This is a genomic window from Massilia psychrophila (assembly GCF_002760665.1).
Taxonomy (GTDB): Bacteria; Pseudomonadota; Gammaproteobacteria; order Burkholderiales; family Burkholderiaceae_D; genus JAFCUW01.
Genome location: NZ_PDOB01000006.1, coordinates 41,446 through 64,148, shown reverse-complemented (window position 1 = coordinate 64,148; position 22,703 = coordinate 41,446). Strand labels below are relative to the sequence as shown.

At 60.9% G+C, this 22,703-nt stretch carries 19 protein-coding genes; 9 read left to right on the top strand and 10 right to left on the bottom strand.

Annotated features, from left to right (window positions below):
* Positions 1-19: 19 nt before the first annotated feature.
* The 4 genes from CR103_RS05880 to gcl are packed head-to-tail and all read right to left on the bottom strand — an operon-like array spanning position 20 to position 4,789.
* The gene (locus CR103_RS05880; protein ID WP_180279290.1) at positions 20-1,309 is read right to left on the bottom strand and encodes a glycerate kinase type-2 family protein; all 1,290 of its coding nucleotides are present in this window, start codon (positions 1,307-1,309) and stop codon (positions 20-22) included.
* Positions 1,310-1,314: 5 nt separating this feature from the next.
* Positions 1,315-2,223 carry a 2-hydroxy-3-oxopropionate reductase gene (locus CR103_RS05875; protein ID WP_267873975.1) on the bottom strand — a complete coding sequence of 303 codons (909 nt, stop codon included), beginning with the start codon at positions 2,221-2,223 and terminating at the stop codon, positions 1,315-1,317.
* Positions 2,224-2,248: 25 nt separating this feature from the next.
* Positions 2,249-3,028 carry a hydroxypyruvate isomerase gene (gene hyi, locus CR103_RS05870; RefSeq protein ID WP_099915074.1) on the bottom strand — a complete coding sequence of 260 codons (780 nt, stop codon included), beginning with the start codon at positions 3,026-3,028 and terminating at the stop codon, positions 2,249-2,251.
* A 12-nt stretch (positions 3,029-3,040) separates the two neighbouring features.
* The gene (gene gcl / locus CR103_RS05865) at positions 3,041-4,789 is read right to left on the bottom strand and encodes a glyoxylate carboligase (protein ID WP_099915073.1); all 1,749 of its coding nucleotides are present in this window, start codon (positions 4,787-4,789) and stop codon (positions 3,041-3,043) included.
* A 143-nt stretch (positions 4,790-4,932) separates the two neighbouring features.
* On the opposite strand from gcl, the gene CR103_RS05860 reads away from it, so the two are divergent.
* On the top strand, positions 4,933-5,847 hold the full coding sequence (locus CR103_RS05860) for a LysR family transcriptional regulator (RefSeq protein ID WP_099915072.1): 915 nt from the start codon (positions 4,933-4,935) through the stop codon (positions 5,845-5,847).
* A gap of 175 nt (positions 5,848-6,022) precedes the next feature.
* Here CR103_RS05860 and CR103_RS05855 read toward each other — a convergent pair whose 3' ends face one another.
* The gene (locus tag CR103_RS05855) at positions 6,023-6,673 is read right to left on the bottom strand and encodes a carbonic anhydrase (RefSeq protein WP_099915071.1); all 651 of its coding nucleotides are present in this window, start codon (positions 6,671-6,673) and stop codon (positions 6,023-6,025) included.
* A 23-nt stretch (positions 6,674-6,696) separates the two neighbouring features.
* Positions 6,697-8,211, bottom strand: coding sequence for a SulP family inorganic anion transporter (locus CR103_RS05850; RefSeq protein WP_099915158.1), 1,515 nt, complete (start codon positions 8,209-8,211; stop codon positions 6,697-6,699).
* Between the two features lie 332 nt (positions 8,212-8,543).
* Here CR103_RS05850 and CR103_RS05845 point away from each other — a divergent pair, with 332 nt between their 5' ends.
* On the top strand, positions 8,544-9,038 hold the full coding sequence (locus tag CR103_RS05845; protein ID WP_229442821.1) for a DUF1294 domain-containing protein: 495 nt from the start codon (positions 8,544-8,546) through the stop codon (positions 9,036-9,038).
* 267 nt (positions 9,039-9,305) lie between these two features.
* Here CR103_RS05845 and fdhF read toward each other — a convergent pair whose 3' ends face one another.
* The 3 genes from fdhF to frc all read right to left on the bottom strand — a co-directional run bounded on the left by fdhF (position 9,306) and on the right by frc (position 15,204).
* Positions 9,306-12,149: a formate dehydrogenase subunit alpha gene (gene fdhF / locus CR103_RS05840; RefSeq protein WP_099915070.1), complete on the bottom strand. Its 2,844-nt coding sequence runs from the start codon at positions 12,147-12,149 to the stop codon at positions 9,306-9,308.
* A 6-nt stretch (positions 12,150-12,155) separates the two neighbouring features.
* The gene (locus CR103_RS05835) at positions 12,156-13,853 is read right to left on the bottom strand and encodes an NAD(P)H-dependent oxidoreductase subunit E (RefSeq protein ID WP_099915069.1); all 1,698 of its coding nucleotides are present in this window, start codon (positions 13,851-13,853) and stop codon (positions 12,156-12,158) included.
* A gap of 103 nt (positions 13,854-13,956) precedes the next feature.
* Positions 13,957-15,204 (bottom strand): formyl-CoA transferase, encoded by a 1,248-nt coding sequence (gene frc / locus CR103_RS05830; protein ID WP_099915068.1) that lies wholly within the window; start codon positions 15,202-15,204, stop codon positions 13,957-13,959.
* A 314-nt stretch (positions 15,205-15,518) separates the two neighbouring features.
* On the opposite strand from frc, the gene CR103_RS05825 reads away from it, so the two are divergent.
* Complete coding sequence (locus tag CR103_RS05825; RefSeq protein WP_099915067.1) at positions 15,519-16,508, top strand: NAD(P)H-quinone oxidoreductase; 990 nt, start codon at positions 15,519-15,521, stop codon at positions 16,506-16,508.
* Positions 16,509-16,554: 46 nt separating this feature from the next.
* On the opposite strand, the gene CR103_RS05820 is transcribed toward CR103_RS05825, so the two are convergent.
* Positions 16,555-17,295 carry a DUF1566 domain-containing protein gene (locus CR103_RS05820; RefSeq protein ID WP_099915066.1) on the bottom strand — a complete coding sequence of 247 codons (741 nt, stop codon included), beginning with the start codon at positions 17,293-17,295 and terminating at the stop codon, positions 16,555-16,557.
* A gap of 67 nt (positions 17,296-17,362) precedes the next feature.
* Here CR103_RS05820 and CR103_RS05815 point away from each other — a divergent pair, with 67 nt between their 5' ends.
* From CR103_RS05815 to CR103_RS05790, 6 genes are all read left to right on the top strand, one after another.
* The gene (locus CR103_RS05815; protein ID WP_143752533.1) at positions 17,363-17,740 is read left to right on the top strand and encodes a hypothetical protein; all 378 of its coding nucleotides are present in this window, start codon (positions 17,363-17,365) and stop codon (positions 17,738-17,740) included.
* A gap of 2 nt (positions 17,741-17,742) precedes the next feature.
* Positions 17,743-18,237: an Hcp family type VI secretion system effector gene (locus tag CR103_RS05810; RefSeq protein ID WP_099915064.1), complete on the top strand. Its 495-nt coding sequence runs from the start codon at positions 17,743-17,745 to the stop codon at positions 18,235-18,237.
* 8 nt (positions 18,238-18,245) lie between these two features.
* Positions 18,246-18,626: a hypothetical protein gene (locus CR103_RS05805; RefSeq protein ID WP_099915063.1), complete on the top strand. Its 381-nt coding sequence runs from the start codon at positions 18,246-18,248 to the stop codon at positions 18,624-18,626.
* Positions 18,592-19,185: a hypothetical protein gene (locus CR103_RS05800; protein WP_188827291.1), complete on the top strand. Its 594-nt coding sequence runs from the start codon at positions 18,592-18,594 to the stop codon at positions 19,183-19,185. The genes CR103_RS05805 and CR103_RS05800 overlap by 35 nt, the downstream gene beginning before the upstream one ends.
* Positions 19,186-19,391: 206 nt before the next feature.
* Positions 19,392-19,997: a hypothetical protein gene (locus tag CR103_RS05795; RefSeq protein ID WP_143752531.1), complete on the top strand. Its 606-nt coding sequence runs from the start codon at positions 19,392-19,394 to the stop codon at positions 19,995-19,997.
* A 233-nt stretch (positions 19,998-20,230) separates the two neighbouring features.
* Positions 20,231-22,495 (top strand): PhoX family protein, encoded by a 2,265-nt coding sequence (locus CR103_RS05790; RefSeq protein WP_099915060.1) that lies wholly within the window; start codon positions 20,231-20,233, stop codon positions 22,493-22,495.
* Positions 22,496-22,703 lie beyond the last annotated feature (208 nt).

The following is a 22,703-nucleotide window of genomic DNA, read 5'->3' as shown; positions in this document are numbered from 1 at the left end:
TTAAGCGCGCGCGGCCCGCTCACAGGACCAGGACGGCGCGAAAATCGTTGACGTTGGTGAGCGTCGGGCCACAAACGACCAGGTCCCCGAGCGCTTCGAAAAAACTGTAGCCGTCATTATTGTCCAGCATTGCTTGCGGACGCAAACCATGCGCACCAGCACGTGCGAGGCTGTCCGGCGCCAGCAGCGCGCCGGCGTTGTCCTCGGAGCCGTCGATGCCGTCGGTGTCGCAGGCGATCGCATGCACGCCGCGCTGGCCGGCCAGCGCCACCGCCAGGCTGAGCAAAAACTCGGTGTTGCGCCCGCCCCGGCCCTTGCCGCGCAGCGTCACCGTGGTCTCGCCGCCCGACAGGATCACGCACGGCGCGCTGAACGGCTGGCCGTGCACTGACACCGCGCGCGCCATTGCCGCGTGCATCAGCGCGATGTCGCGCGCCTCGCCTTCGATTTCGTCGGACAGGATGTGCGCCGCAATGCCGGCCGCGCGCGCCTTGGCTGCCGCCGCCTCCAGCGCGATCCGGGCCGACGCGATGATGTGACAACTGTTGCGCTCAAAACGCGGCTCGCCCGGCTTTGGTGTTTCGCCGTCGCCCGACTCGAGCACGCGGCGCACGTTGGCCGGCACGTCGACGCGGTAGCGCGCCAGGATCGCCAGCGCGTCCTGGCAGGTGCCGGCGTCGGACAGGGTCGGCCCGCTGGCAACGACTCCCGGGTCGTCGCCCGGCACGTCGGAAATGAGCAGCGTTACCACCCGCGCCGGCGCGCACGCCAGCGCCAGGCGCCCGCCTTTTATGCTTGATAAATGCTTGCGCACGCAGTTCATGTCGGCGATGGTGGCGCCGCTGGCCAGCAATGCCTGGTTGAGCGCCTGCTTGTCGGCCAGCGTGATGCCTGGCGCGGGCAGCGCCAGCAGTGCCGAGCCGCCGCCGGAGATCAGGCACAGCACCAGGTCGTTTTCGCTCAAGCCGGCCACGCTGTCCAGAATGCGCTGCGCCGCAATTTCGCCGGCCGCGTCCGGCACCGGATGGGCTGCCTCGATCACCTCGATGTGTTCGGTCGCCACCTTGTGGCCGTAACGCGTGACCACCAGGCCTTCGAGCGGGCCGCGCCAGTGCGCTTCGAGCACCCGCGCCATTTCGGCGGCGCCCTTGCCGGCGCCGATCACGAGCGTGCGGCCATTTGTTGGCGGCGCCGGCAAAAACGCCGGCAGGCAGCCTTCGGCAGTAACGGCGCCGACCGCGGTGTTGAAAAGGTCAAGCAGGAAGTTACGTGGATCCATGCGCGGATCCACCATGCCCGGATTGGTCATGAACGCTACGCCTTCGCTATTTCATGGTTCGACATGCGCTCGATGGCCTGGCACAGCGCCGAGTGATCGAGGGCACTGCCGCCGTGGGCGGCGCAGGAATTCATCAGTTCCTGGACGGTGGCGGTGTTCGGCAGCGACACGCCGAGCGCCTTGGCGCCGGCCAGCGCCAGGTTCAGGTCCTTCTGGTGCAATTCGATCCGAAAGCCCGGCGCAAAGGTGCGCTTGATCATCCGCTCGCCGTGCACTTCAAGAATGCGCGAGGCGGCGAAACCGCCCATCAGCGCCTGGCGCACCTTGGCCGGATCAGCGCCCGCTTTCGAGGCGAACAGTAGCGCTTCCGACACCGCCTGGATGTTGAGCGCGACGATGATCTGGTTGGCCACCTTGGTGGTCTGGCCGTCGCCGTTGCCCCCGACCAGGGTAATGTTCTTGCCCATCAGGTCGAACAGCGGCTTGGCGGTCGTGAACGCCTCTTCCGAGCCGCCCACCATGATCGTCAGCGAAGCGGCGCGCGCACCCACTTCGCCGCCCGACACCGGCGCATCGAGGTATTCGCAACCGAGCTTGTTGATCTTCTTGGCGAAGAGCTTGGTTTCTATCGGCGAGATCGAGCTCATGTCGATGACGATCTTGCCGTTTGAAAGACCTGCGGCAACGCCGTCGGCGTCGAACAGCACCGCCGCCACGTGCGGCGTGTCCGGCACCATGATGATGATGATGTCGGCGCGCTTGGCCACTTCCGCGCCCGACGTGCAGACCGTGGCGCCGCCTTCGATCAGCGAGCTTGGCGGATTTTTCTGGTCGTGCAGGTACAGCTTGCAGCCACCCGCCTGCAGGTTGGCTGCCATTGGCGCGCCCATGATGCCCAGGCCGATAAATCCTACTTTAGTCATGTGTGTCTCCGTTGTTCGAATCGATTTTTAGGTTCGCAGCCTGGCCTTACAGGCCGTGCTCCGCCAGCCACTTGAGGCCGGCGATGGTGCCCGCCTTTGGCTTGTATTCGCAGCCGATCCAGCCGCTGTAGCCGATCTCGTCCAACATCCCCAGCAGAAAGCGGTAGTTGATCTCGCCCGTGCCCGGCTCGAACCGGCCCGGATTGTCGGCCAGCTGAATGTGGCCGATCATCGGCAGGTTGGCTTTGATGGTGGCCGCCAGCTCACCTTCCATGCGCTGCATGTGATAGATGTCGTACTGGACGCGGATGTTGTCGGAACCCGTCTCGCGGATGATGTTGAGCGCCTGCTCGGTGCCCGACAAATAGAAGCCGGGAATGTCGAACGTGTTGATGGGCTCGATCAGCAGGCGGATGTTTTCAGCTTGCAACGCGCTAGCGGCAAATTTCAAATTGTCGACCACCGCACCATACGCGGCGGCGTCGGTGACGTTGTTCGGCTTAATGCCGACCAGGCAGTTCAGCTGCTTTACGCCGAGCGCACGGGCATAGGTGATGGCGCGCCCGACGCCGTCCTCGAACTCGGCCTTGCGGTCGGGGTGGCAGGCGATGCCCCGTTCGCCCGCTTCCCAGTTACCGGCCGGCAAATTGTGCAGCACCAGTTCAAGCTTGCAGGCGGCCAGCTGTTCGGCGATCCGCTCCGCTTCGAAGGCATACGGGAACAGGAACTCGACGCCCTTGAAGCCGGCGCGTGCGGCCTCGCCGAAGCGCTCCAGAAAATCGACTTCGGTAAACAGCATCGTCAGGTTGGCGGCTAATTTCGTCATGGCGGACTCCTGTCAGCCGACGTCGAGGACGTCATTGAATTCATTGATGGCGTCGATGTCGGTTCCCATCGCGATATTGGTGACGCGCTCGAGGATGATTTCGACCACCACCGGCACCTGATACTGCGCCATCAACAGGCGCGCTTTCTCGAACGCCGGGATGATCTGGGCCGGATCGAACACCCGGATCGCCTTGCAGCCCAGCCCTTCCACCACGGCGACGTGATCGACACCCCTGCCCTCGAGTTCGGGGGTATGCTCGTTGATGTTGTCGAACGCCAGCTGCACGCAGTAGTCCATCTCGAAACCGCGCTGCGATTGGCGGATCAGGCCGAGGTAGGAGTTATTCACCAGCACGTGGATGTACGGCAGCTTGAACTGGGCGCCGACGGCCAGTTCCTCGATCATGAACTGAAAGTCGTAGTCACCCGAAATGGCGACGATGTCACCGGTCGGGTCGGAGCAGCGCACGCCGAGGGCCGCCGAAATGGTCCAGCCGAGCGGGCCGGCCTGGCCGCAGTTGATCCAGTGGCGCGGCTTTTGCACTTGCAGGAACTGGGCCGCGGCGATCTGCGACAGGCCAATGCTGGCGACGTAACGCACGTCGGGGCCGAAGAATGTATTCATCTCCTGGTAGACGCGGATCGGCTGGACTGGAATGTTCTGGTAGTCGCTTTTACGCAGCATGGTGCGCTTGCGTTCCTGGCACTCGGCCAGCCAGGCGCTGCGGTCGGCCAGTTTCCCGGCCGCCTTCCACTCTTTCGCCACTTCCACCAACAGCAGCAAAGCCGCCTTGGCGTCCGAGACGATGCCGTAGTCGGGACCGAACACGCGGCCGATCTGGGTCGGCTCGATGTCGATGTGGACGAACTTGCGGTCCTTGGTGAACACCTCGATCGAGCCGGTGTGGCGGTTGGCCCAACGGTTGCCGATACCGATCATGAAGTCCGACGCCAGCACCGTGGCGTTGCCGTAGCGGTGGCTGGTCTGCAGGCCGGCCATGCCGGCCATCTGCGGATGGTCGTCCGGAATCGAGCCCCAGCCCATCAGGGTCGGAATGACGGGAACGCCGGTAATTTCGGCAAATTCGACCAGCAGGTCGGAGGCGTCGGCGTTGATAATGCCGCCGCCGGCGGTGATCAGGGGACGCGCGGCGTCGTTGAGCATGCCGAGCGCTTTCTCGATCTGGGCGCGCGACGCCGTCGGCTTGTACAAGGACATCGGCTCGTAGGTATCGGGGTCGAATTCGATCATCGCCATCTGGACGTCGAACGGCAAATCGATCAGCACCGGGCCCGGACGGCCCGAGCGCATCAGGTGGAAGGCTTGCTGGAATACCCGCGGCACCAGCGCCGGTTCGCGCACCGTGACGGCCCACTTGGTGACGGGCTTGGCGATCGACTCGATGTCGACCGCCTGGAAGTCTTCCTTGTAGATGCGGGCGCGCGGCGCCTGGCCGGTAATGCAAAGGATAGGTATCGAATCAGCCTGGGCCGAATACAGCCCGGTGATCATGTCGGTGCCGGCCGGGCCGGAGGTGCCGATGCATACGCCGAGGTTGCCGGCCTTGGCGCGGGTGTAGCCTTCGGCCATGTGCGAAGCGCCTTCGACGTGGCGCGCCAGGATATGGCGGATGCTGTCGCGCTTGCGCAGCGCGGCATACAATGGGTTGATGGCAGCGCCCGGTACGCCGAACGCCACTTCCACCCCCTCTTTTTCCATTACATACACTGCTGCTTCTGCCGCGGTCATCTTTGCCATGTCATCCTCCAGGATTAAATATCTAAAAAATAGCGAACTAGCCAAGACCTTCATGCTAATGGTTTGAGGGGGCCGTGATAAGACGACAAAATATCGCCTTGTTCGATACATTAAGTATGGAATAATCGCGTCATGGACAAAATATGGATAAACTGAAGCAGATGGCGGCGTTCGTCGACGTCGTCGACAAAGGCAGCCTGGCGCGTGCGGCACTGGAACAGAACATCACGCCGGTGATGCTGGGACGGCGCATCGACGCGCTCGAAAAGCGCCTCGGTGTCAAACTGATGCACCGCACGACGCGCCACCTGACGCTGACCGAACAGGGGATGGTGTTCCTCGAACACTGCCGCAAGCTGCTCGGCGACGTCGATTTCGCCGAGACGATCGTCTCCGATGGCCGGCACAGGGCGAGCGGGCACCTGATCGTGTCGGCGCCGGCGGCGTTCGGACGATTGCACGTGGCGCCGCACGCACCAGACTTCGTGACGGCGCACCCGAAGGTGCAGGTCTCGTTCAACCTGACCGACCATGTCGTCGACCTGGTGCGCCAGGGGTATGACGTGGGAATCCGGATCGGCGGCGTACTCGATTCTAATTTTGTTGCTGTGAAGCTGGCGACCAACCGCCGCGTGGTGTGCGGCACGCCAGGGTATTTCGAACGCCACGCCATTCCGCGCACGCTCGACGACCTGGCCCAGCACAACTGCCTGGCCTTCAATTTGCAGGGCGGCCAGCAGCGCGGCTGGTACTTTCAGAAGGAGGGCAAGCCGGTCACGGTCAAGGTCGCGGGCAACCTCGACTGCAACGACGGCGAACTGCTGCACCGCTGGGCCAGCGAAGGCATCGGCCTGGCGTGGCGCTCGACATGGGAAATCCAGGCGCAGTTGCAGGCGGGCGAACTGATCACGGTGCTCGACGAATATGCGCTGCCCGACTACGACATCGTCGCCGTCTACATGCAGCAGCGCCACCTGCCGGCCAAGGTGCGGTTTTTCATCGATGCGCTCAAGGCGACGTATGCACAGCCGGGGTACTGGACACGGGCGACGCGGTAGAAGTCATGTCGGTTCTGCCGCGAACAAAACCGACTCCTCGCCAAGGCGGCGAGCCGATTGGCGATCTGGGCGCAGCACTTGATGTTTAAAATCTTATCTTGTTACACATGCTCATGAAAAACAGCTGCCGGCATGGTTGCCAGCAGCTGTTTTTGATTGCAGGGCGCGCAGCGCGTCAAGCCTGCGGCGAATGCGCATCAAATTGGTAGACGGCCGGGATGCTTGAACTGTCGTTCAGAGAAATCTGCAAATCCTTGATGTAGCCTGTTTCCAAATCGTACACCCAACCATGAATAAAGGGCGACTGCCGCTGACGCCACGCATTTTGAATGATCGACGTCTTGCTCAAGGCATTCACTTGCTCGACTACATTGAGTTCAATGAAGCGCTTTTCCTTCTCATGGGGATTGTCGATCGCTTCGATTTCGTCATGGTGGGTATGGTGCACATCCTTGATATGGCGAATCCAGTTGTCAATCAAGCCGTATTGTTTTTTAGATAATGCCGCACGTACGCCACCGCAACCATAATGGCCGCAAACGATGACATGCTTGACTTCAAGCACATTGATTGCATAGTCGAGAGCGCTGAGCATGTTCATGTCGGTATGCACGACCATGTTGGCGATATTGCGGTGAACGAAAATTTCACCGGGATCGGTGCCCGTGATTTCATTGGCTGGAACGCGGCTGTCGGAACAGCCAATCCAGAAAAAATCCGGCTTTTGAATTTTCGACAGATCGCTAAAAAAATCCTGGTCGTCGAGGTTTTTTTGCTTGACCCAGGCTTTGTTTTGCAAAAGTAACTTTTGATATGATTCAATCATGATGGCTAATCTCTTTGATAACGTTAAAAATTCTTTAAATCGACAGTGATGTTTCTCGCCTTGGCTTCTTCCATGAAATCCTTGATGGTTTCGCGAATATCATGGTCAATGAAACGGGCACTCGAGGCATCGATCAACAGAGACGCATTGGCAGGAATCTTGATGAGCGTTTCGCGCAAGGCGGCTTTGTTGAGAAAAGAGACATCTTTGGTCATCTGGATCAGATAGTTCTTGCCTTCGCTCACCAACAAAATCGCTTCCCTGAAATTACTTTTCAAAATGAAGAAAACCGACACGACCAGGCCGATCAAGACACCTTCGAGCAAGTCGGTCAACAGCACTGCGGCAATGGTGGCGATAAAAGGCAGAAACTGGCTCGGGCCCTTTTTCCACATCGATTGGTACAGTGCCGGTTTCGTCAGCTTGAAGCCGACCATAAGTAAAATCGCCGCCAGGCTCGACAAGGGAATCAATTTGAGGATTGTCGGGATTGCCAATACGGCCAGCAGCAGGATGACGCCATGCGTGATCGATGATGCTTTGGTCCTGGCACCGGCATTGATATTGGCCGAACTCCGGACGATGACGGAAGTGACAGGCAGGCCGCCGATCATGCCGGAAACGATATTGGCCATGCCTTGCGCCTTCAATTCGCGGTTGAGCGGCGTGATTCTGCGTGCTTGGTCGAGCTTGTCGGACGCTTCAATGCTGAGCAATGTTTCCAGGCTGGCGACGACGGCCAGCGTTGCCGCTACCATCAGAATGCGCTGATCTGCCCATTGACTGAAATCGGGCAGCGTAAACAGGGTGGGGAAGTCCGCCAGGCTGGCGAGAACTGGCATTGACACCAGGTGTTCGCTTTCACTGATGGCAAAGTAAGGAATATATTGCAGGAAAATATAATTAAGTGCGATGCCGAGCAAAACCACCAGCAGCGGTCCTGGCACATATTTCGTCAGTTTCTTGTCGCGCAAGCCATCGCTTTCCCATACCAGCAAGACGCCGATGGAAACAAGAGCAAGCACGACGGCGCCCGGCGTGACGAAACTGAAGGCTTGCACCAGCGCGGAAAAGGTATTTGTGCCGTCGAGTTGCATGAAACTTTGATCGCCCTCGAAATTCGCGTCGTGACCGAGGGCATGAGGAATTTGTTTTAAAATTAAGATAATACCGATGGAACCCAACATGCCCTTGATGACCGAGACGGGAACGAAATGACCGATGACACCTGCCCTGGCATAGCCGAGAATGATTTGAATCACCCCTGCCAGTACGACGCATAATAAAAAAGCTGGATACGATCCCAATTCCGTGATGGAAGCCAGGATAATTGTCGTCAAGCCTGCAGCAGGCCCGCTTACACTCACGTTCGAGCCGCTCAAGAATCCGGCGACAATGCCGCCGATAATGCCGGCAATGACCCCAGAAAACATCGGCGCTCCGCTGGCCAGCGCAATACCGAGACACAGTGGAAGGGCGACCAGGAAAACCACGACCGAGGCCGGTAAATCATAGGAAAAGTATTGTTTAATATTCATATTCATATTCGTGAAGGTGAGAAAAAAAGCGCACGTTGCGCGCCATGTCAAATATCGGAAAGCGGCAAAACCGGATCGGTGATGCAAAAGACGTGGCAATGCGCAAAATAATTTCTTTAAAACATCTTCCTCTAATTATATTAGACATAAAAATACCGCGCAAAAATGTATCGTGCGGGTAACTTTTAACGATTTACAGACCTTGCGATCGAGTTCCATTTCGATGGCAGAAACGTAGCCGCGGGGTAAGGCGTAAAGCTACAACCCATCGAACAAGTAGTTATGGTGAGAAAATTTCGATGGACTACCGTTTTTGAAAGCTAAAAAGCAAGATGAGAATCCAAAAAATGCCCCGACACCAGGGAAAAATAACTTCCTGGAAGGACGATCAAGGATTCGGCTTCATCGCCCCAAACGGTGGCGGGCCGGCAGTCTTTGTGTATATAAAGTCGTTTGCCGTTCAGGAAATTCGCCCTGCAGGCAACGACATCGTTACCTATGACTTGACCATCAATCAAAAAGGGCAACCACGCGCCGACAATGTGGCGTTTGTTCGTGATCGAGCGCCACGTCAAGCCCGTCCTGCAGTAGCGCGTTCGCTGGCCGCGGCAGCCGGGTTTTCCGGCTTGATTGCTCTTCTCGTGTTTACTGGCGCATTACCGCTGCTGGTCTTTGGCGTCTACCTCGGCGCCAGCGTAACGACGTTCATCGCCTACGCGGTCGATCAATCTGCATCGCGGAAAAATCAGTGGCGGACGAAAGAAAGCACCTTGCATGTGCTTGCGCTGATTGGCGGCTGGCCGGGTGCGCTGGTAGCCAACAAATAGTGCGCCATAAATCGAAGAAGCGATCTTTTCGCAGGGCGTTCTGGTTGACCGTCGTCGTCAACTGCGGCGCACTTGGCTGGATGTTGACAGCGTCCGGTTCCAACGCACTCGGATTCATTCTTGGCGCACCGTAAGTGGTCCAAATCCAACTGCTGAAACAAGCCAGGCTGCATACAACGCAACACCACAGGCGAAAAAAAAGCCGCCCCGCGAACGGGAGCGACTTTTTGGCAGGCGTTTTTTATGCGCTGTTTTGCAGCGCCTGATTTACATCAGCGCGGCGCGCGCCTTGTCGGACGCGGCCAGCACCTGGCCGCCACCGTAGCTGCCCTGCACCGGCGCGTCACCGCCGAGGGTGACCTTGATCGCGCAGTACTTGAACTCGGGGATCTTGGCGAACGGGTCGAGCGCGGCGTTGGTCAGCCGGTTAATCGCCGCTTCGTAGTAGCAGAACGGGACGAACACGGCCCCGCGCGGCGAACTCTCGTCGGCCCGCGCGTACAGCCCTACTTTGCCGCGGCGCGATTCGATCGTGATGATGTCGCCAGGCTGGCCTCCCATTGCCGCCAGGTCGAGCGGATGGACCAGCGCCACCGGATCGGGTTCGAGCGCATCGAGCACCAGCGCGCGGCGCGTCATACTGCCGGTGTGCCAGTGTTCGAGCTGGCGGCCGGTGATCAAGACCATCGGGTAGTCGAGATCGGGACGCTCGGCCGCCGGGATGATGTCGGCCGGGACGAACTTCGCCCTGCCCGACTCGCGCGGGAACGTCTCGGTGAACACCACCGGCTGGCCAGGATCGCCTTCCTTGGTGCACGGATAGGTCACCGCGTGTTCGCGCTCGAGGCGCTCCCACGTGATGCCGCCGATGGAGTTCATCGTACGGCGCATCTCGTCGAACACTTGCGACACATGCGTGTACTGCCAGTCCAGGCCCAGGCGCTGGCCGAGCTGCTGGATGATCCACAGGTCGGGCTTGGCCTGGCCCGGCGCGTCGAGCGCCTTGCGGCCCATCTGCACCAGCCGGTCGGTGTTGGTAAAGGTGCCGTCTTTTTCAGGGAAGGCGGTGGCCGGCAGGATGACATCGGCCAGGTAGGCGGTCTCGGTCAGGAAAATATCCTGCACCACCAGGATGTCGAGCGAAGCGAGCGCATCGCGCGCGTGGTTGGCGTCAGGGTCGGACATTGCCGGGTTCTCGCCCATCACGTACATGCCGCGCACCTCTCCTTTTTTGATCGCGTGCATGACTTCGACGACGGTCAGGCCCGGGCTCTTGTCGAGCGAATCGGCCGGCACATTCCAGGCTTTTTCGAATTTGGCCTGGACCTTCGGGTCGGTGACGTGCTGGTAGTCCGGAAACATCATCGGGATCAGGCCGGCGTCGGAGGCGCCCTGGACGTTGTTTTGGCCACGCAGCGGATGCAGGCCGGTGCCGTCGCGGCCAATCTGGCCCGTCATCAACGCCAGCGCGATCAGGCAGCGCGCGTTGTCGGTGCCGTGCACGTGCTGCGATACGCCCATGCCCCACAAAATAATCGACGCTTTCGACGTGGCGTACAGGCGCGCCGTGTAGCGCAGCGTTTCGGCGTCGATGCCGCAGATCGGCGCCATCAGCTCAGGGCTGTAGCCTTCGACGTTCTTCTTGAGGTCTTCGTAGCCGATGGTACGGCTTTCGATAAACTCTTTGTCGACCAGGTTCTCGTGGACGATCACGTGCATCATCGCGTTGAGCATGGCGACGTCGGTGTCGGGCTTGAACTGCAGGAAGCGGTGCGAGATGCGCGCCAGTTCCGAGCGGCGCGGATCCATCACCACCAGCTTGCTGCCGTTGGCGACCGCGTTCTTGATCCAGGTGGCGGCCACCGGGTGATTGACGGTCGGGTTGGCGCCGATGATGACGATCACCTCGGCCTTGGTCACGTCCATCACCGGGTTCGACACGGCGCCCGAGCCGATTCCCTCCAACAGGGCGACGACCGACGAGGCGTGGCACAGCCGGGTGCAGTGGTCGACGTTGTTGTTACCAAAACCGGTGCGAACCAGTTTCTGGAACAAATACGCTTCCTCGTTGCTGCCTTTGGCCGAGCCGAAGCCGGCCAGCATGCGCTTGCCGTAAGTGTCGCGGATGTGGGCGAATTTGCTACCGGCCAGGTCGAGCGCCTCTTCCCAGCTCGCTTCGCGGAAAAATTCCATCACGCGCGTCGGGTCCATTGCCATGTCGCCAGACTTGGGCGCATCGGCACGGCGGATCAGCGGCACGGTCAGGCGCTGCGGGTGGTGGGCGTAGTCGAAACCGTAGCGGCCCTTGACGCACAGGCGGCCATGGTTGGCGGGGCCGTCGCGGCCTTCCACGTAAAGAATCTTGTTGTCCTTGACGTTGTAGGTCAGCTGGCAGCCGACGCCGCAGTATGGGCACAGCGACTCGACCTTCTTGTCGGGCACGCTCAACGCCACTTCGCGCGCCGGCATCAGGGCGCCGGTGGGGCAAGCCTGGACGCACTCGCCACAGGTGACGCACGTCGAATTGCCCATCGGATCGTCCATGTCGAACACGATCTTCATGTCGTTACCGCGCAGCGACAGGCCGATCACGTCGTTCATCTGCTCGTCGCGGCAGGCGCGCACGCAACGCGTGCACTGGATGCAGGCGTCGAGGTTGACGCTGATCGCCGGATGCGAATAGTCCGACTGCACGCGCGCGCGCGCCTCGAAACGCGGCAGGCCGACGTTCAGTTTGGCGGCCCACTGGTCGACTTCATTGTCGCGGGTGTAGGCGGTTTCCGGCATATCCGACAGCAGCAGTTCGAGTACCATTTTTTGCGCGCTGACAACGCGCTCGCTGTCGGTGGTGACTTTCATGCCAGCGGTCGGAAAGCGGCAGCACGACGGCGCCAGCACGCGCTCGCCGCCGATCTCGACCATGCACGAACGGCAGTTGCCGACGGCGTCGAGGCCGTCCTTGTAGCACAGGCGCGGGATTTCGACGCCTTCGCGGTCGGCGATCTCGATGATGGTCTCGGAAGCGCGGCCGCTGACTTCGCGGCCGTTCAGTTCGAAAGTAACGGTGGGCACATCGATATGTGCCAGTTCATTGCGGGTAATCGCGTTCATGATGTGTTATCCCAACTCGTGCGGAAAATATTTAACGACGCAGTCGACCGGATTCGGTGCTGCTTGGCCCAGGCCGCAGATCGACGCATCGCGCATCACTTGCGACAGGTCGGCCAGGAGGGCGACATCCCACTTCGGCTTGTCGATCAGTGTCAGCGTCTTGGCGGTGCCGACGCGACACGGCGTACACTGGCCGCAGGATTCGTCTGCGAAAAAGCTCATCATGTTGCGCGCCGCATTAACGGCGGTGTCGCGGTCCGACAGTACGATCACCGCCGCCGAACCGATGAAGCAGCCGTACGGCTGCAAGGTGTCGAAGTCGAGCGGGATGTTGTTCATCGAGGCCGGCAGGATGCCGCCCGAGGCGCCGCCCGGCAGGTAGGCGTACAGCGACTGCCCTTCGAGCATGCCGCCGCAGTGTTCGTCGATCAGTTCCTGGATCGTGATACCGGCCGGAGCCAGCTTGACGCCAGGCTCCTTGACGCGGCCCGATACCGAGAACGAACGCAGGCCTTTGCGGCCGTTGCGTCCAAAACCGGCGAACCATTCGCTGCCTTTTTCGAGGATGTCGCGTACCCAGTGCAGCGTCTCGAAGTTGTGCTCGAGCGTCGGCCGGCCGAACAGGCCGACCTGGGCCACGTAAGGCGGGCGCAGCCGCGGCATGCCGCGCTTGCCTTCGATCGATTCGATCATCGCCGACTCTTCGCCGCAGATGTAGGCGCCGGCGCCGCGGCGCAGGATAATTTCGGGCATGCCGGGCACCGGCGGATCAGCGCGCAGCGCAGCTAGTTCGGCTTCGAGCATGTTGCGGCAGCCGTGGTATTCGTCGCGCAGGTAGACGTAGATCGTTTCGATGCCGACCACCCACGCGGCGATCAGGGCGCCCTCGAGGAAGCGGTGTGGATCGCGCTCGAGGTAGGTGCGGTCCTTGAAGGTGCCGGGTTCGCCTTCGTCGATGTTGATCGCCATCAGGCGCGGGCCGGCTTCGCCGCGCACGATGCGCCACTTGCGCCCGGACGGAAAGCCGGCGCCGCCCAGACCGCGCAGGCCCGAGTTTTCCATCGTCTTGATCACCGATTCGACGTCGCGGCCGCCGCCGATGCATTCGCCCAGCAGCCGGTAGCCGCCTTGCGCGCGGTAGCCGGCCAGGTCGATGAAGCCGCTCGGCACATGGGCGGTGTCTTTGGCGTCGACCACGGCGGCGATCTGCTCGACCGTGGCAAACGGCACCGGGTTCTGGCCGACCACGGCAGCGGGCGCCTGCTCGCAGCGGCCGATGCAAGGCGCGGCAAGGACGCGCACGTCGACGCCGAGGATGCCCGGGAGCTTTGCCAGCAAGTCATTGGCGCCGGCCATTTCGCACGACAGGCCATTGCACACGCGCACCGTCAGCGCGGCAGGCGCTTCGCCGCCTTCCCTGACGACGTCGAAGTGGTGGTAAAAGGTCGCCACTTCATACACTTCGGTCTGGGCCATTTTCATCTCGGCAGCGAGCGCTGCGAGGTGGGGCGTCGACAGGCAGCCGAAGCGGTCCTGGATTTTGTGCAGGTGCTCGATCAGCATGTCGGCCTGGCGCGATTGGTCGCCCAGTAACTGCTGCACCTGCACGAGGGCAGCGGGGTCGACGCGGCGGCCCTTCGGCGCTTCGCGCTTGCGCTGGCGCGTGGCGCCTTCGAATTTAATGGGGATGATCATCTGGTTCATTGGGTGGTCCTGTCTCGGCTGGATGAATAAGCCGGAAAGCGGCACTTCATCGGCGCCGCCTCTTGTTGGTTGAAAATTAAATGCACTGCAATGGCGCTCCGTATCAGATTACATGCTCGGCCCGCAACAGGGCAATCTGTTCGGCGTTGTAGCCGAGCTGCTCGAGCACCTGATCGGTATGCTCACCCAGCAGCGGCGAGCGTTCGACGTTGGTCGGGCTGTCGGACAGCTTGATCGGATTGCCGACGGTGAGATACTTGCCGCGCTCGGGATGGTCGACCTCGACGACGGTGCCGCTGGCGCGCAGCGACGGCTCTTCGGCGATTTCCTTCATCGACAAGATCGGGCCGCACGGGATGTCGTACTTGTTCATCGCGTCCATCGCCTCGAATTTCGTCATCGTCTTGGTCCACGTCTCGACCTCGGCAAAGATGTCCATCAGGCGTGGCAGGCGCGCGCGCGGGGTAGCGTAGTCGGCGTCCGAAATCCATTCTTCGCGCCCGATCAGCTTGCAAATGGCGCTCCACACGGGGGCCTGGCAGACAAAATAAATGTAGGCATTGGGGTCGGTTTCCCAGCCCTTGCACTTGAGGATCCAGCCCGGCTGGCCGCCGCCCGAGGCGTTGCCCGCGCGCGGCACGGAGTCGCCGAATTCGCCGTTCGGGTACTGCGGATATTCTTCCATCACGCCGTGGCGTTCGAGACGCTGCTGGTCGCGCAGCTTGACGCGGCAAAGATTGAGCACGGCGTCCTGCATCGACGTCTGGACCAACTGGCCGCGGCCCGTCATGGTACGCTGGAACAGCGCGGTGACGATGCCTAGCGCCAGGTGCAGGCCGCTGCCGCTGTCACCGATCTGGGCGCCGGTGACCATCGGCGGGCCGTCGTCAAATCCCGTGGTGGCGGCCGAACCGCCGGCGCACTGGGCAACGTTTTCGTACACCTTGCAGTGTTCGTAAGGACCCGGACCGAAGCCCTTGATCGAGGCGACGATCATCTTCGGATTGAGTTCCTGGATGCGTTCCCAACTGAAACCCATGCGGTCGAGCGCGCCGGGCGCGAAGTTCTCGACCAGCACGTCGCAATCACGGATCAAGGTTTCCAGCACTTCCTTGCCGGCCGCCTTCTTGGTGTCGAGCGTGATCGAGCGCTTGTTGTGGTTCAACATGGTGAAATATAGGCTGTCGACGCCGGGAATGTCGCGCAATTGCGCGCGCGTCGCATCACCCTCGCCTGCCCGCTCTACCTTGATCACGTCCGCGCCGAACCAGGCCAGCAGCTGGGTACAGGTAGGGCCCGACTGCACGTGCGTGAAGTCGAGGATGCGGACACCGTCTAACGCTTTGCTCATAACATATCTCTCCGAAGTATCGCTTTGTTATAATTATGCCCGACAATGGCGTTCTTGTTTGCGCAACGCCCCCAATTGCCATGCCGATGCAGCGCGCGGGTAGTATTTGGATGCTCGATCGATCATATCGAGGCGGTCCCTTTGGGCTCATTGACCACGGTCAAGTTTAGCAAGATGCCACATGGCGCCGCGCCGGATCGGCGAATTTACCTTGGCAACGGGCAAGCATTATCGGCCGATTGGGCAAGTTCGGCAATGGCTTGTATGCTTCGCTTGATTGAAAAATCGAAAAATTGAAAAACAGGAGAAACCCGATGCGTGCAATTGAGATCACCCAGCCAGGTCCGCCGGACGTGCTGCAGTCATGCGAGCGGCCGATGCCGGTGCCTGACCCCGGCCACGTGCTGATCAAGGTGCACGCGGCCGGCATCAACCGTCCCGATGTGCTGCAACGCACCGGCAACTATCCGGTTCCGAAGGGCGCGTCCGACCTGCCGGGCCTCGAAGTGGCGGGCGAAATCGTCGGCGGCGAGCTGGCCGGCAGCGAGTTCAAGATCGGCGACCGGGTCTGCGCGCTGGTGCAGGGCGGCGGTTACGCCGAGTACTGCAGCGCGGCGCTGGCGCTGTGTCTGCCGGTGCCCAAGGGCATGAGCATGCTCGAGGCGGCGTCGTTGCCGGAAACGTTTTTCACGGTCTGGAGCAACGTGTTCGACCGCGCCGCCCTCGCCGACGGCGAAACCCTGCTGGTGCAGGGAGGCTCGTCGGGCATTGGCGTGACCGCGATCCAGCTAGCCAAGGCGCTCGGCCACAAGGTGTTCGCCACTGCCGGCTCGGACGAAAAATGCCGCGCTTGCGAGGCGCTGGGGGCGGACCGTGCGATCAACTACAAGACAGAGGATTTTGTCGAGATCGTCAAGCTTGAAACCGGCGGCAAGGGCGTCGACGTGATCCTCGACATGGTCGGCGGCGATTATGTGCCGCGCGAAATCAGCTGCCTGGCCGATGACGGCCGGCTGGTGTTCATCGCCCTGCTCGGCGGCGGCAAGGCCACCGTGCCGCTGGGACAGATCCTGATCCGCAGGCTGACCGTGACCGGCTCGACCTTACGCCCGCGCCCGCTGTCGTTCAAGGCGAAGATTGCCGCCAACCTGCGCCAGCACGTCTGGCCGCTGCTCGAGTCCGGCGTCATCAAGCCGGTGATCTACAAGACGTTCCCGCTCGATCAGGCGGCGCAGGCGCACACGCTGATGGAATCGAGCTCGCACGTCGGCAAAATCGTGCTGGAAGTGGTCCACCCGGAGTAACAAGCCAGGGGTGCGCCGGCCAAGGCGCACCCACTTGCAACCTTCCTTAGCGAACGCAGGCCACGTAGGCGCTATTGTCGTTCGCCTGATCATTCAATGATCCGTTGGCAAGACTGACAACCACGTGCGAGGCGACACCGCCGGAACCGCTGGTGGATGTCCAGGTACGGTCCAGTTTCCATCCCTGCCCGTTCATCGACCCGGAAGTATATAAATTAGAAAGGTCGAATTCGGTCGGAAGCCGCCAGCCGGTCTGACCGTTGATGACTGACGTCGTGCAAAAAGCATTTGCATCGGCATAACTTGCCGGAAAGGTCACTGGCATCCACGTCAGCGGGCTCTTCACCACAACGCTGGCGGCAACCGCTGGCGCCACGCACACACCATTTTCTCTCTTCGCCGGCGCGGCGCAAGGCTGAACGCACTTGCCGTTGTCGCGCACAGTCGGCGCCGCGCACACCCGCGCCAGCACGGTCAGCACCGCGCTGGTGGAGGTCGGGTTGTAGCTGCCCATCTGCGGCTGGCCAGCAGTGATCGTGCTGGTGCCCGCAAGCAAAACGGTGACCATGTCGCCCGACACGCTCGCCACCGAGGAATCGCCGCTGGTGAACGCGAAGGCCGCCGGGCTGGCCGACGACGGCGCCGTCAGTTTAAAGGGGGCGTCGCCCTCGGTCTTGGTGATGGCCGGAAAAGCGCCGAGCTTGACGCCGCCGCCGCCGCCTCCACAAGCGGCCAGGACCAGGACAACAATGGCGATAAGTAAGGAGTAGAGGCGCTGGATTTTCATGATGGGGTGGCTGAATTCCTGTAAGAAAAGTGGTCAGTATATACATTTTTTTAGGGAGATCGTCAGCATGAATGCGGCCGGGGCAATCGCGCTTGACACGCGTCACAGGCGGCTGCAAGGTCGAGCCGGCGCCAGGGTCGTGACGCAAATAAGCCTGCGCTGGCAAGGCCCGCGCAAGTTTTTCTACTTCACATGCCGTCGCGGCAGTGTCGCGCGCCGGTTCGGCGCGTTTCTGCGCGCTGAACATCGCGATGCCAAGAATTTTATCGATTACTTTATCGATTACTTTATCGATTACTTACGCCACTCTGCCGGTTTTATGAACGATTCAGGCTACGTGACTAGCGCCAGGAGCCAACACCATCCGTTCTCTTGTCGCCAGTCAACGCGCTTCCCGTTCCGGCGAACAACAATTTTTATTCCGCACAAGCTGAACAGGATTTAAAAATGGCAATTGACGCATACCTGCAAATCGAAGGCATCAAGGGCGAATCAGCCGATTCCGCTCATCCTGGCTGGATCGAAGTCACCGGCATCAGCTGGGGCATCCATCAACCCAAGAGCGCCACGGCCTCGACCGCCGGCGGGCACACTGCCGAGCGCGCCGAACTGTCGGACATAGCGTTCTCCAAGCTGACCGACCTGTCAACGCCGATCCTCTTGCAGACATGCGCGATGGGAAAGACACTTCCGAGGGCGAAGATCGAGCTGTTTCGCGCCGATGGCAACGGCACGCGGGTAATGTACTTTTCCGTCGAATTGGAAAACGTACTTATCGGCATGGTGAAGCCGCACTTGGGCGGCACCGATTCCTACCTGTCCGAAAACGTCAACCTGAAATACTCCAAAATCAAGTGGAAATATACGCAACAGAAGATGGGCGGCGGCACTGGCGGCTCGACAGTCGGCGGCTGGGATGCGGCATCCAACAAAATTGCGTGAGGTAGGCCATGCCAGTCGATACCGATAAATTCGCAAAGCACTTGCGCGCCAACGCGTTGGAGGGATACGGAAAAGGGCAATGCGGCGTCTACGTGCGGCAAGCCTTGCAAGCTGCAGGAGCGAAAGGCGCTTTTCCGGGCACTGGCGGTCAGTACGGCCCAACGCTCCTACGGCTCGGATTCCACGAAATCACAGTAGATGATCCGGCCACGTTCCATTTTATGCCCGGCGATGTGATGGTAATGCAAGCACCTATGCGCGGCAGCAAAGCTGGTCACGTTGCCGGATATGACGGGCAAAAATGGATTTCCGATTTCGTCCAGCGTGATTTTTGGGCTGGGGGAAATTACAGAAATGAAAGGCCGCATTATGTCGTCTACCGTTACTAGCTTGGTCTGTACGGCGCTGTTTGCACTTTGCACGGCGGCATCGGCAGGTGACAATCGCCAACCGCCAAAATATGTCAATGAACCTTTGCTTGGCCTACGGCTTGATGCTGATGTGAAACTTGACCTATTGCCCGAGGAAGTGCGCGCAAAGTGTGAACAGATTGCCGACAACGAGAAATCGACGGCCCGATGGTGGATTTTCGCAAGTACGTTCGACACTGCCACAGTTTACTACGTGGTGGGCGGCTATTCAAAGATGCGCTATCCCGAACCTGGTCGGCCGCTGTACGTGCCGACCGTTCGCGGTGGGCTGATTTTGGTAACGGGCGACAAGTGCGTAGGCGATCCGGCCGATGCTTATTTTGAGGGGCCAACGGAAGAAGTGCCGCTTCCAATCCTTCAGCAGCTTTCCCGGGACTTGGCGGCTCGACTTGTTCGCGCGGTAGGCGGCCCTGACAAGCTGCGCATTGAAATAAGAAATCAACGTATCGACTTCGACACCCTTTCGCCGGAATTGCAGGACGCGTTTCGACCATACTTTTCTGCGGCGACCAGGTAAGACGAGCTAGCCCTGCTCCAATGCGCTCGCGCTCGCGTGTCCGGCTACGTTCAATTTTATGCCCGCCGATGTGATGGTTATGCAAGCTCACAAGAGCGGCAGCAGAGCCGGACACGTTGCCAGATATGATGGATCGCAGTGGGTATCTGATTTCGTTCAGAATGATTTTTGGGCTGGTCCAGACTATCGCAGGGAGAAACCACATTATGTCGTCTACCGTTACTAAAACCTTGGTCCTGGCCGCGCTGTTCGCAATCAGCGCTGCGGCAGCTGCCGCAAGCAGCAACCAGCCGCCGCGCTTTCTGTCCGTCCCGGCATTGGGCCTGCGCTTGCCGTTCGACCTGCTCAACCTCGAGCCGTTTCCCGAAGACCTACGGGCGACGTGCGATCAAATCGCTGACGATGAGCAGCATACTGGACGCATGTGGATTTTCGGACGAGTAAAGGATGCCGCATCGACGTATTTCGTTCTGACCGGGTATTTCAAGCGTCGTAGTCCTCACCCGGAACGGCGGCTTTACCAGATCTGGGATGATGGGGCCGTGTTCACCATACTCGGCGCAAAGTGCGGCGGCGACCCACACGCGTCGGAGACTTTTAATGCGCGCGACCCGAACGCAGAAAATAACGGCAATGTGCCGATTCCAATCCTGCGGGAGTTGGCGCGCGATCTTGCAACCCAAACCGTGCGGGCGTTCGGCGGCCCTGATCAACTACGCGCGGCGATCATTACACAGCGTATCGACTTAGACACCCTTTCGCCGGAATTGCAGGACGCGTTTCGACCATACTTTCCTGCGGCGACCAGGTAGCGGTGAGCGCCTAGGCCCAGCCCGCGGTCGCGCACCGGCGCGGCGATGCGCCTCCAGCATTCGACGAAATCGGTCTCGTGCGTTTCCTGTCGCGGCGCCATCAATCACACAGCAAGCGTGAGCTTGCTGCAGGCGCCGCACCGGAAAAACCGCCAACCGCGTCATTGTGGTGTCACATTGAATGCGTAAGCTCCGCCCAACGTATTCAATCAACACGACCGGAGCCTACGCACATGAATAAACTGAACGACAATTCCCGATCGCAGTCCGAACAGGATGATGCCGACAGCAACGTATCAGGAAATGAAAATTTCAGTACCGTCCTCAATGCCCGCCTGAGCCGTCGCTCGGTGTTGCGCGGCGGCATGGCATCGGCCGCCACTGCGCTGTTCGGCTCCCTGAGCCTTTCCGCGTGCGGCGGTCCAAGCGACGTCGCGATCCCGCCGGTGGTGCCTGCGCCGGTGCCGGTGCCACCGGTACCGGCAGAAATCCTGCTGGGATTTACGGCCGTCTCGAAGAGCCTTGCAGATGCGGTCATCGTGCCGGCCGGCTACACGGCAAGCGTGGTGTACGCGCTGGGCGATCCGTTGAGCGCCAGTACTGCTGCCTACAAGAACGATGGCACCGACGTTGACTTCGAAACCCGCGCCGGCGATCACCACGACGGCATGGAACTGTTTGGCCTGTCGGCGACGGGAACGCCGTCTGTCTCCGCAACCGACCGCGTCTTGCTGGCGATCAACCACGAAGCGACTACCGACCAGACCCTGTCCTCGTTCTTCCTGCACGCCAACGGCGGCACCAAGACCTTGCCGCGGCCGGCCGCTGAAGTCGACAAGGAAACGGCCATCCACGGCGTTGCCGTCGTCGAAGTGCGCAAGAGCGGCACGACATGGACGTACGTAAAGGATTCGGCGTTCAACCGCCGCATTACCCCATTGACTGAAGTCGAGATCAGCGGCCCGGCGCGCGGCAATGCGCTGCTGGTGACGAAATTCTCCACGGCGGCCACCCGCACCCGCGGCACGCTCAACAACTGCGGCGCCGGCAAGACACCTTGGGGCACCTTCCTGACGGGCGAAGAGAACTGGAACGGCTACTTTACGCGCTCGGCCACGGACGACAGCGCACGCGGCAGCGACAAGAGCGTGGTGTCGCTCAAGCGTTACGGCCGCAACCAGGGCGCTGCCTCGCGCCATGGTTGGGAAACCGGCGGCGCCGACGACAAGTACGCACGCTGGAACAACAGCAAACTTGGCGCGTCGACCGACGGCAGCGACGACTACCGCAACGAAATGAACAGCATGGGCTTCGTCGTCGAGATGGACCCGTACGAGAAGACCAGGCTGGCCAAAAAACGCAGCGCGCTGGGCCGCTACGCGCACGAGAGCGCCGCCTTCGGCCCGGCAACGGCCGGGCAACCGCTGGTGGTCTACATGGGCGACGACTCGCGCAACGAATACATCTACAAATTCGTTTCCAGCGCCGCCTGGAGCGCGGCCGACGCCACCGCTGCCGATCGGCTGGCAACCGGCGACAAGTATCTCGACAGCGGCAAGCTGTTCGTTGCCAAATACGCAGCCGATGGCACCGGCCAGTGGATCGAACTGGCGATGAGCAACGCGGCGATTGCCGCGTATGCGCCGTATAAATTTGCCGACCTGGCCGATATCTGCGTCAATGCGCGCCTCGCCGCCGACGCGGTGGGCGCCACGAAGATGGACCGGCCGGAGTGGTGCTCGGTCAATCCCGCCAATGGCGAAGTGTATTTTGCGCTGACAAACAACAGCAACCGCCGCGCGGAGCCTGGCGCTTCGCCGCAGCTCGCACCCGATGGCCCGAATCCGCGCGCCTACACGGACCTGAAGGGAACGAGCATCCAGGCCGGCAATCCGAACGGCCACATCATCCGCATGAAGGAAGGCGCCGCCGGCAACACCGCCACCACCTTCACCTGGGACGTGTACCTGTTCGGCGCCGAAGCGGCAGCCGGCACGGCCCTGGTCAACCTGTCGAAGCTGACCAACGACCAGGACTTCTCCAGCCCGGACGGCCTGGTGTTCAGCCCGTACACCGGCATCTGCTGGGTCCAGACCGATGACGGCGCCTACACCGACGTGACCAACTGCATGATGCTCGCCGCACTGCCCGGCAAGGTGGGCGACGGCGCCAAGACGACCTTGAGCTATCCCAAGGCCGCCGGCGGCACGCTCGACGTCGACACGTTTGTCGGCAAGGCGCCGACCGCGAACACGCTCAAGCGCTTCCTGGTCGGCCCGGTCGGCTGCGAAATTACCGGCTTGTGCGAAACACCCGACGGCAAGTCGATGTTCATCAACATCCAGCACCCCGGTGAAAACACCGACCAGGCAAACCTGGCCGATCCGGCCAAGTACACCAGCCAGTGGCCAAGCAATACAGGCTACGGCGCCGGCAAGCGCCCGCGCTCGGCCACGATCGTGATCACCAAGAACGACGGCGGCCGTATCGGAAGTTAAGCCGGGGTAGTTAAAAAAGAAGTCGCGGCTGTACATGCCGCGGCTTTTTTGCGTTTCGGCCCGACTTTCCCTGGTTTTCCAGCGAATGTCCGGCAGCTTGCCTGTGCTTGCGAACTCTAAGGCTGCAGCAGACTACCCGAAGCCGTTCAAAGTTTCGGCGAAAGTTGCACGATGAAAATTATCCGAACTAAACGCGTACATCGAATTA

Excerpts from the sequence above, each read along its gene's own strand:
- CR103_RS05790 (WP_099915060.1), top strand. The coding sequence starts at position 20,231 with ATGAATAAACTGAACGACAATTCCCGATCGCAGTCCGAACAGGATGAT.
- CR103_RS05795 (WP_143752531.1), top strand. The coding sequence starts at position 19,392 with ATGTCGTCTACCGTTACTAAAACCTTGGTCCTGGCCGCGCTGTTCGCA.
- CR103_RS05850 (WP_099915158.1), bottom strand. The coding sequence starts at position 8,211 with ATGAATATTAAACAATACTTTTCCTATGATTTACCGGCCTCGGTCGTG.
- CR103_RS05835 (WP_099915069.1), bottom strand. The coding sequence starts at position 13,853 with ATGAACCAGATGATCATCCCCATTAAATTCGAAGGCGCCACGCGCCAG.
- CR103_RS05800 (WP_188827291.1), top strand. The coding sequence starts at position 18,592 with ATGAAAGGCCGCATTATGTCGTCTACCGTTACTAGCTTGGTCTGTACG.
- frc (WP_099915068.1), bottom strand. The coding sequence starts at position 15,204 with ATGAGCAAAGCGTTAGACGGTGTCCGCATCCTCGACTTCACGCACGTG.
- CR103_RS05815 (WP_143752533.1), top strand. The coding sequence starts at position 17,363 with ATGAATGCGGCCGGGGCAATCGCGCTTGACACGCGTCACAGGCGGCTG.
- CR103_RS05825 (WP_099915067.1), top strand. The coding sequence starts at position 15,519 with ATGCGTGCAATTGAGATCACCCAGCCAGGTCCGCCGGACGTGCTGCAG.
- CR103_RS05805 (WP_099915063.1), top strand. The coding sequence starts at position 18,246 with ATGCCAGTCGATACCGATAAATTCGCAAAGCACTTGCGCGCCAACGCG.
- CR103_RS05880 (WP_180279290.1), bottom strand. The coding sequence starts at position 1,309 with ATGACCAATCCGGGCATGGTGGATCCGCGCATGGATCCACGTAACTTC.
- hyi (WP_099915074.1), bottom strand. The coding sequence starts at position 3,028 with ATGACGAAATTAGCCGCCAACCTGACGATGCTGTTTACCGAAGTCGAT.
- CR103_RS05820 (WP_099915066.1), bottom strand. The coding sequence starts at position 17,295 with ATGAAAATCCAGCGCCTCTACTCCTTACTTATCGCCATTGTTGTCCTG.
- gcl (WP_099915073.1), bottom strand. The coding sequence starts at position 4,789 with ATGGCAAAGATGACCGCGGCAGAAGCAGCAGTGTATGTAATGGAAAAA.
- CR103_RS05845 (WP_229442821.1), top strand. The coding sequence starts at position 8,544 with ATGAGAATCCAAAAAATGCCCCGACACCAGGGAAAAATAACTTCCTGG.
- CR103_RS05810 (WP_099915064.1), top strand. The coding sequence starts at position 17,743 with ATGGCAATTGACGCATACCTGCAAATCGAAGGCATCAAGGGCGAATCA.
- CR103_RS05855 (WP_099915071.1), bottom strand. The coding sequence starts at position 6,673 with ATGATTGAATCATATCAAAAGTTACTTTTGCAAAACAAAGCCTGGGTC.
- fdhF (WP_099915070.1), bottom strand. The coding sequence starts at position 12,149 with ATGAACGCGATTACCCGCAATGAACTGGCACATATCGATGTGCCCACC.
- CR103_RS05860 (WP_099915072.1), top strand. The coding sequence starts at position 4,933 with ATGGATAAACTGAAGCAGATGGCGGCGTTCGTCGACGTCGTCGACAAA.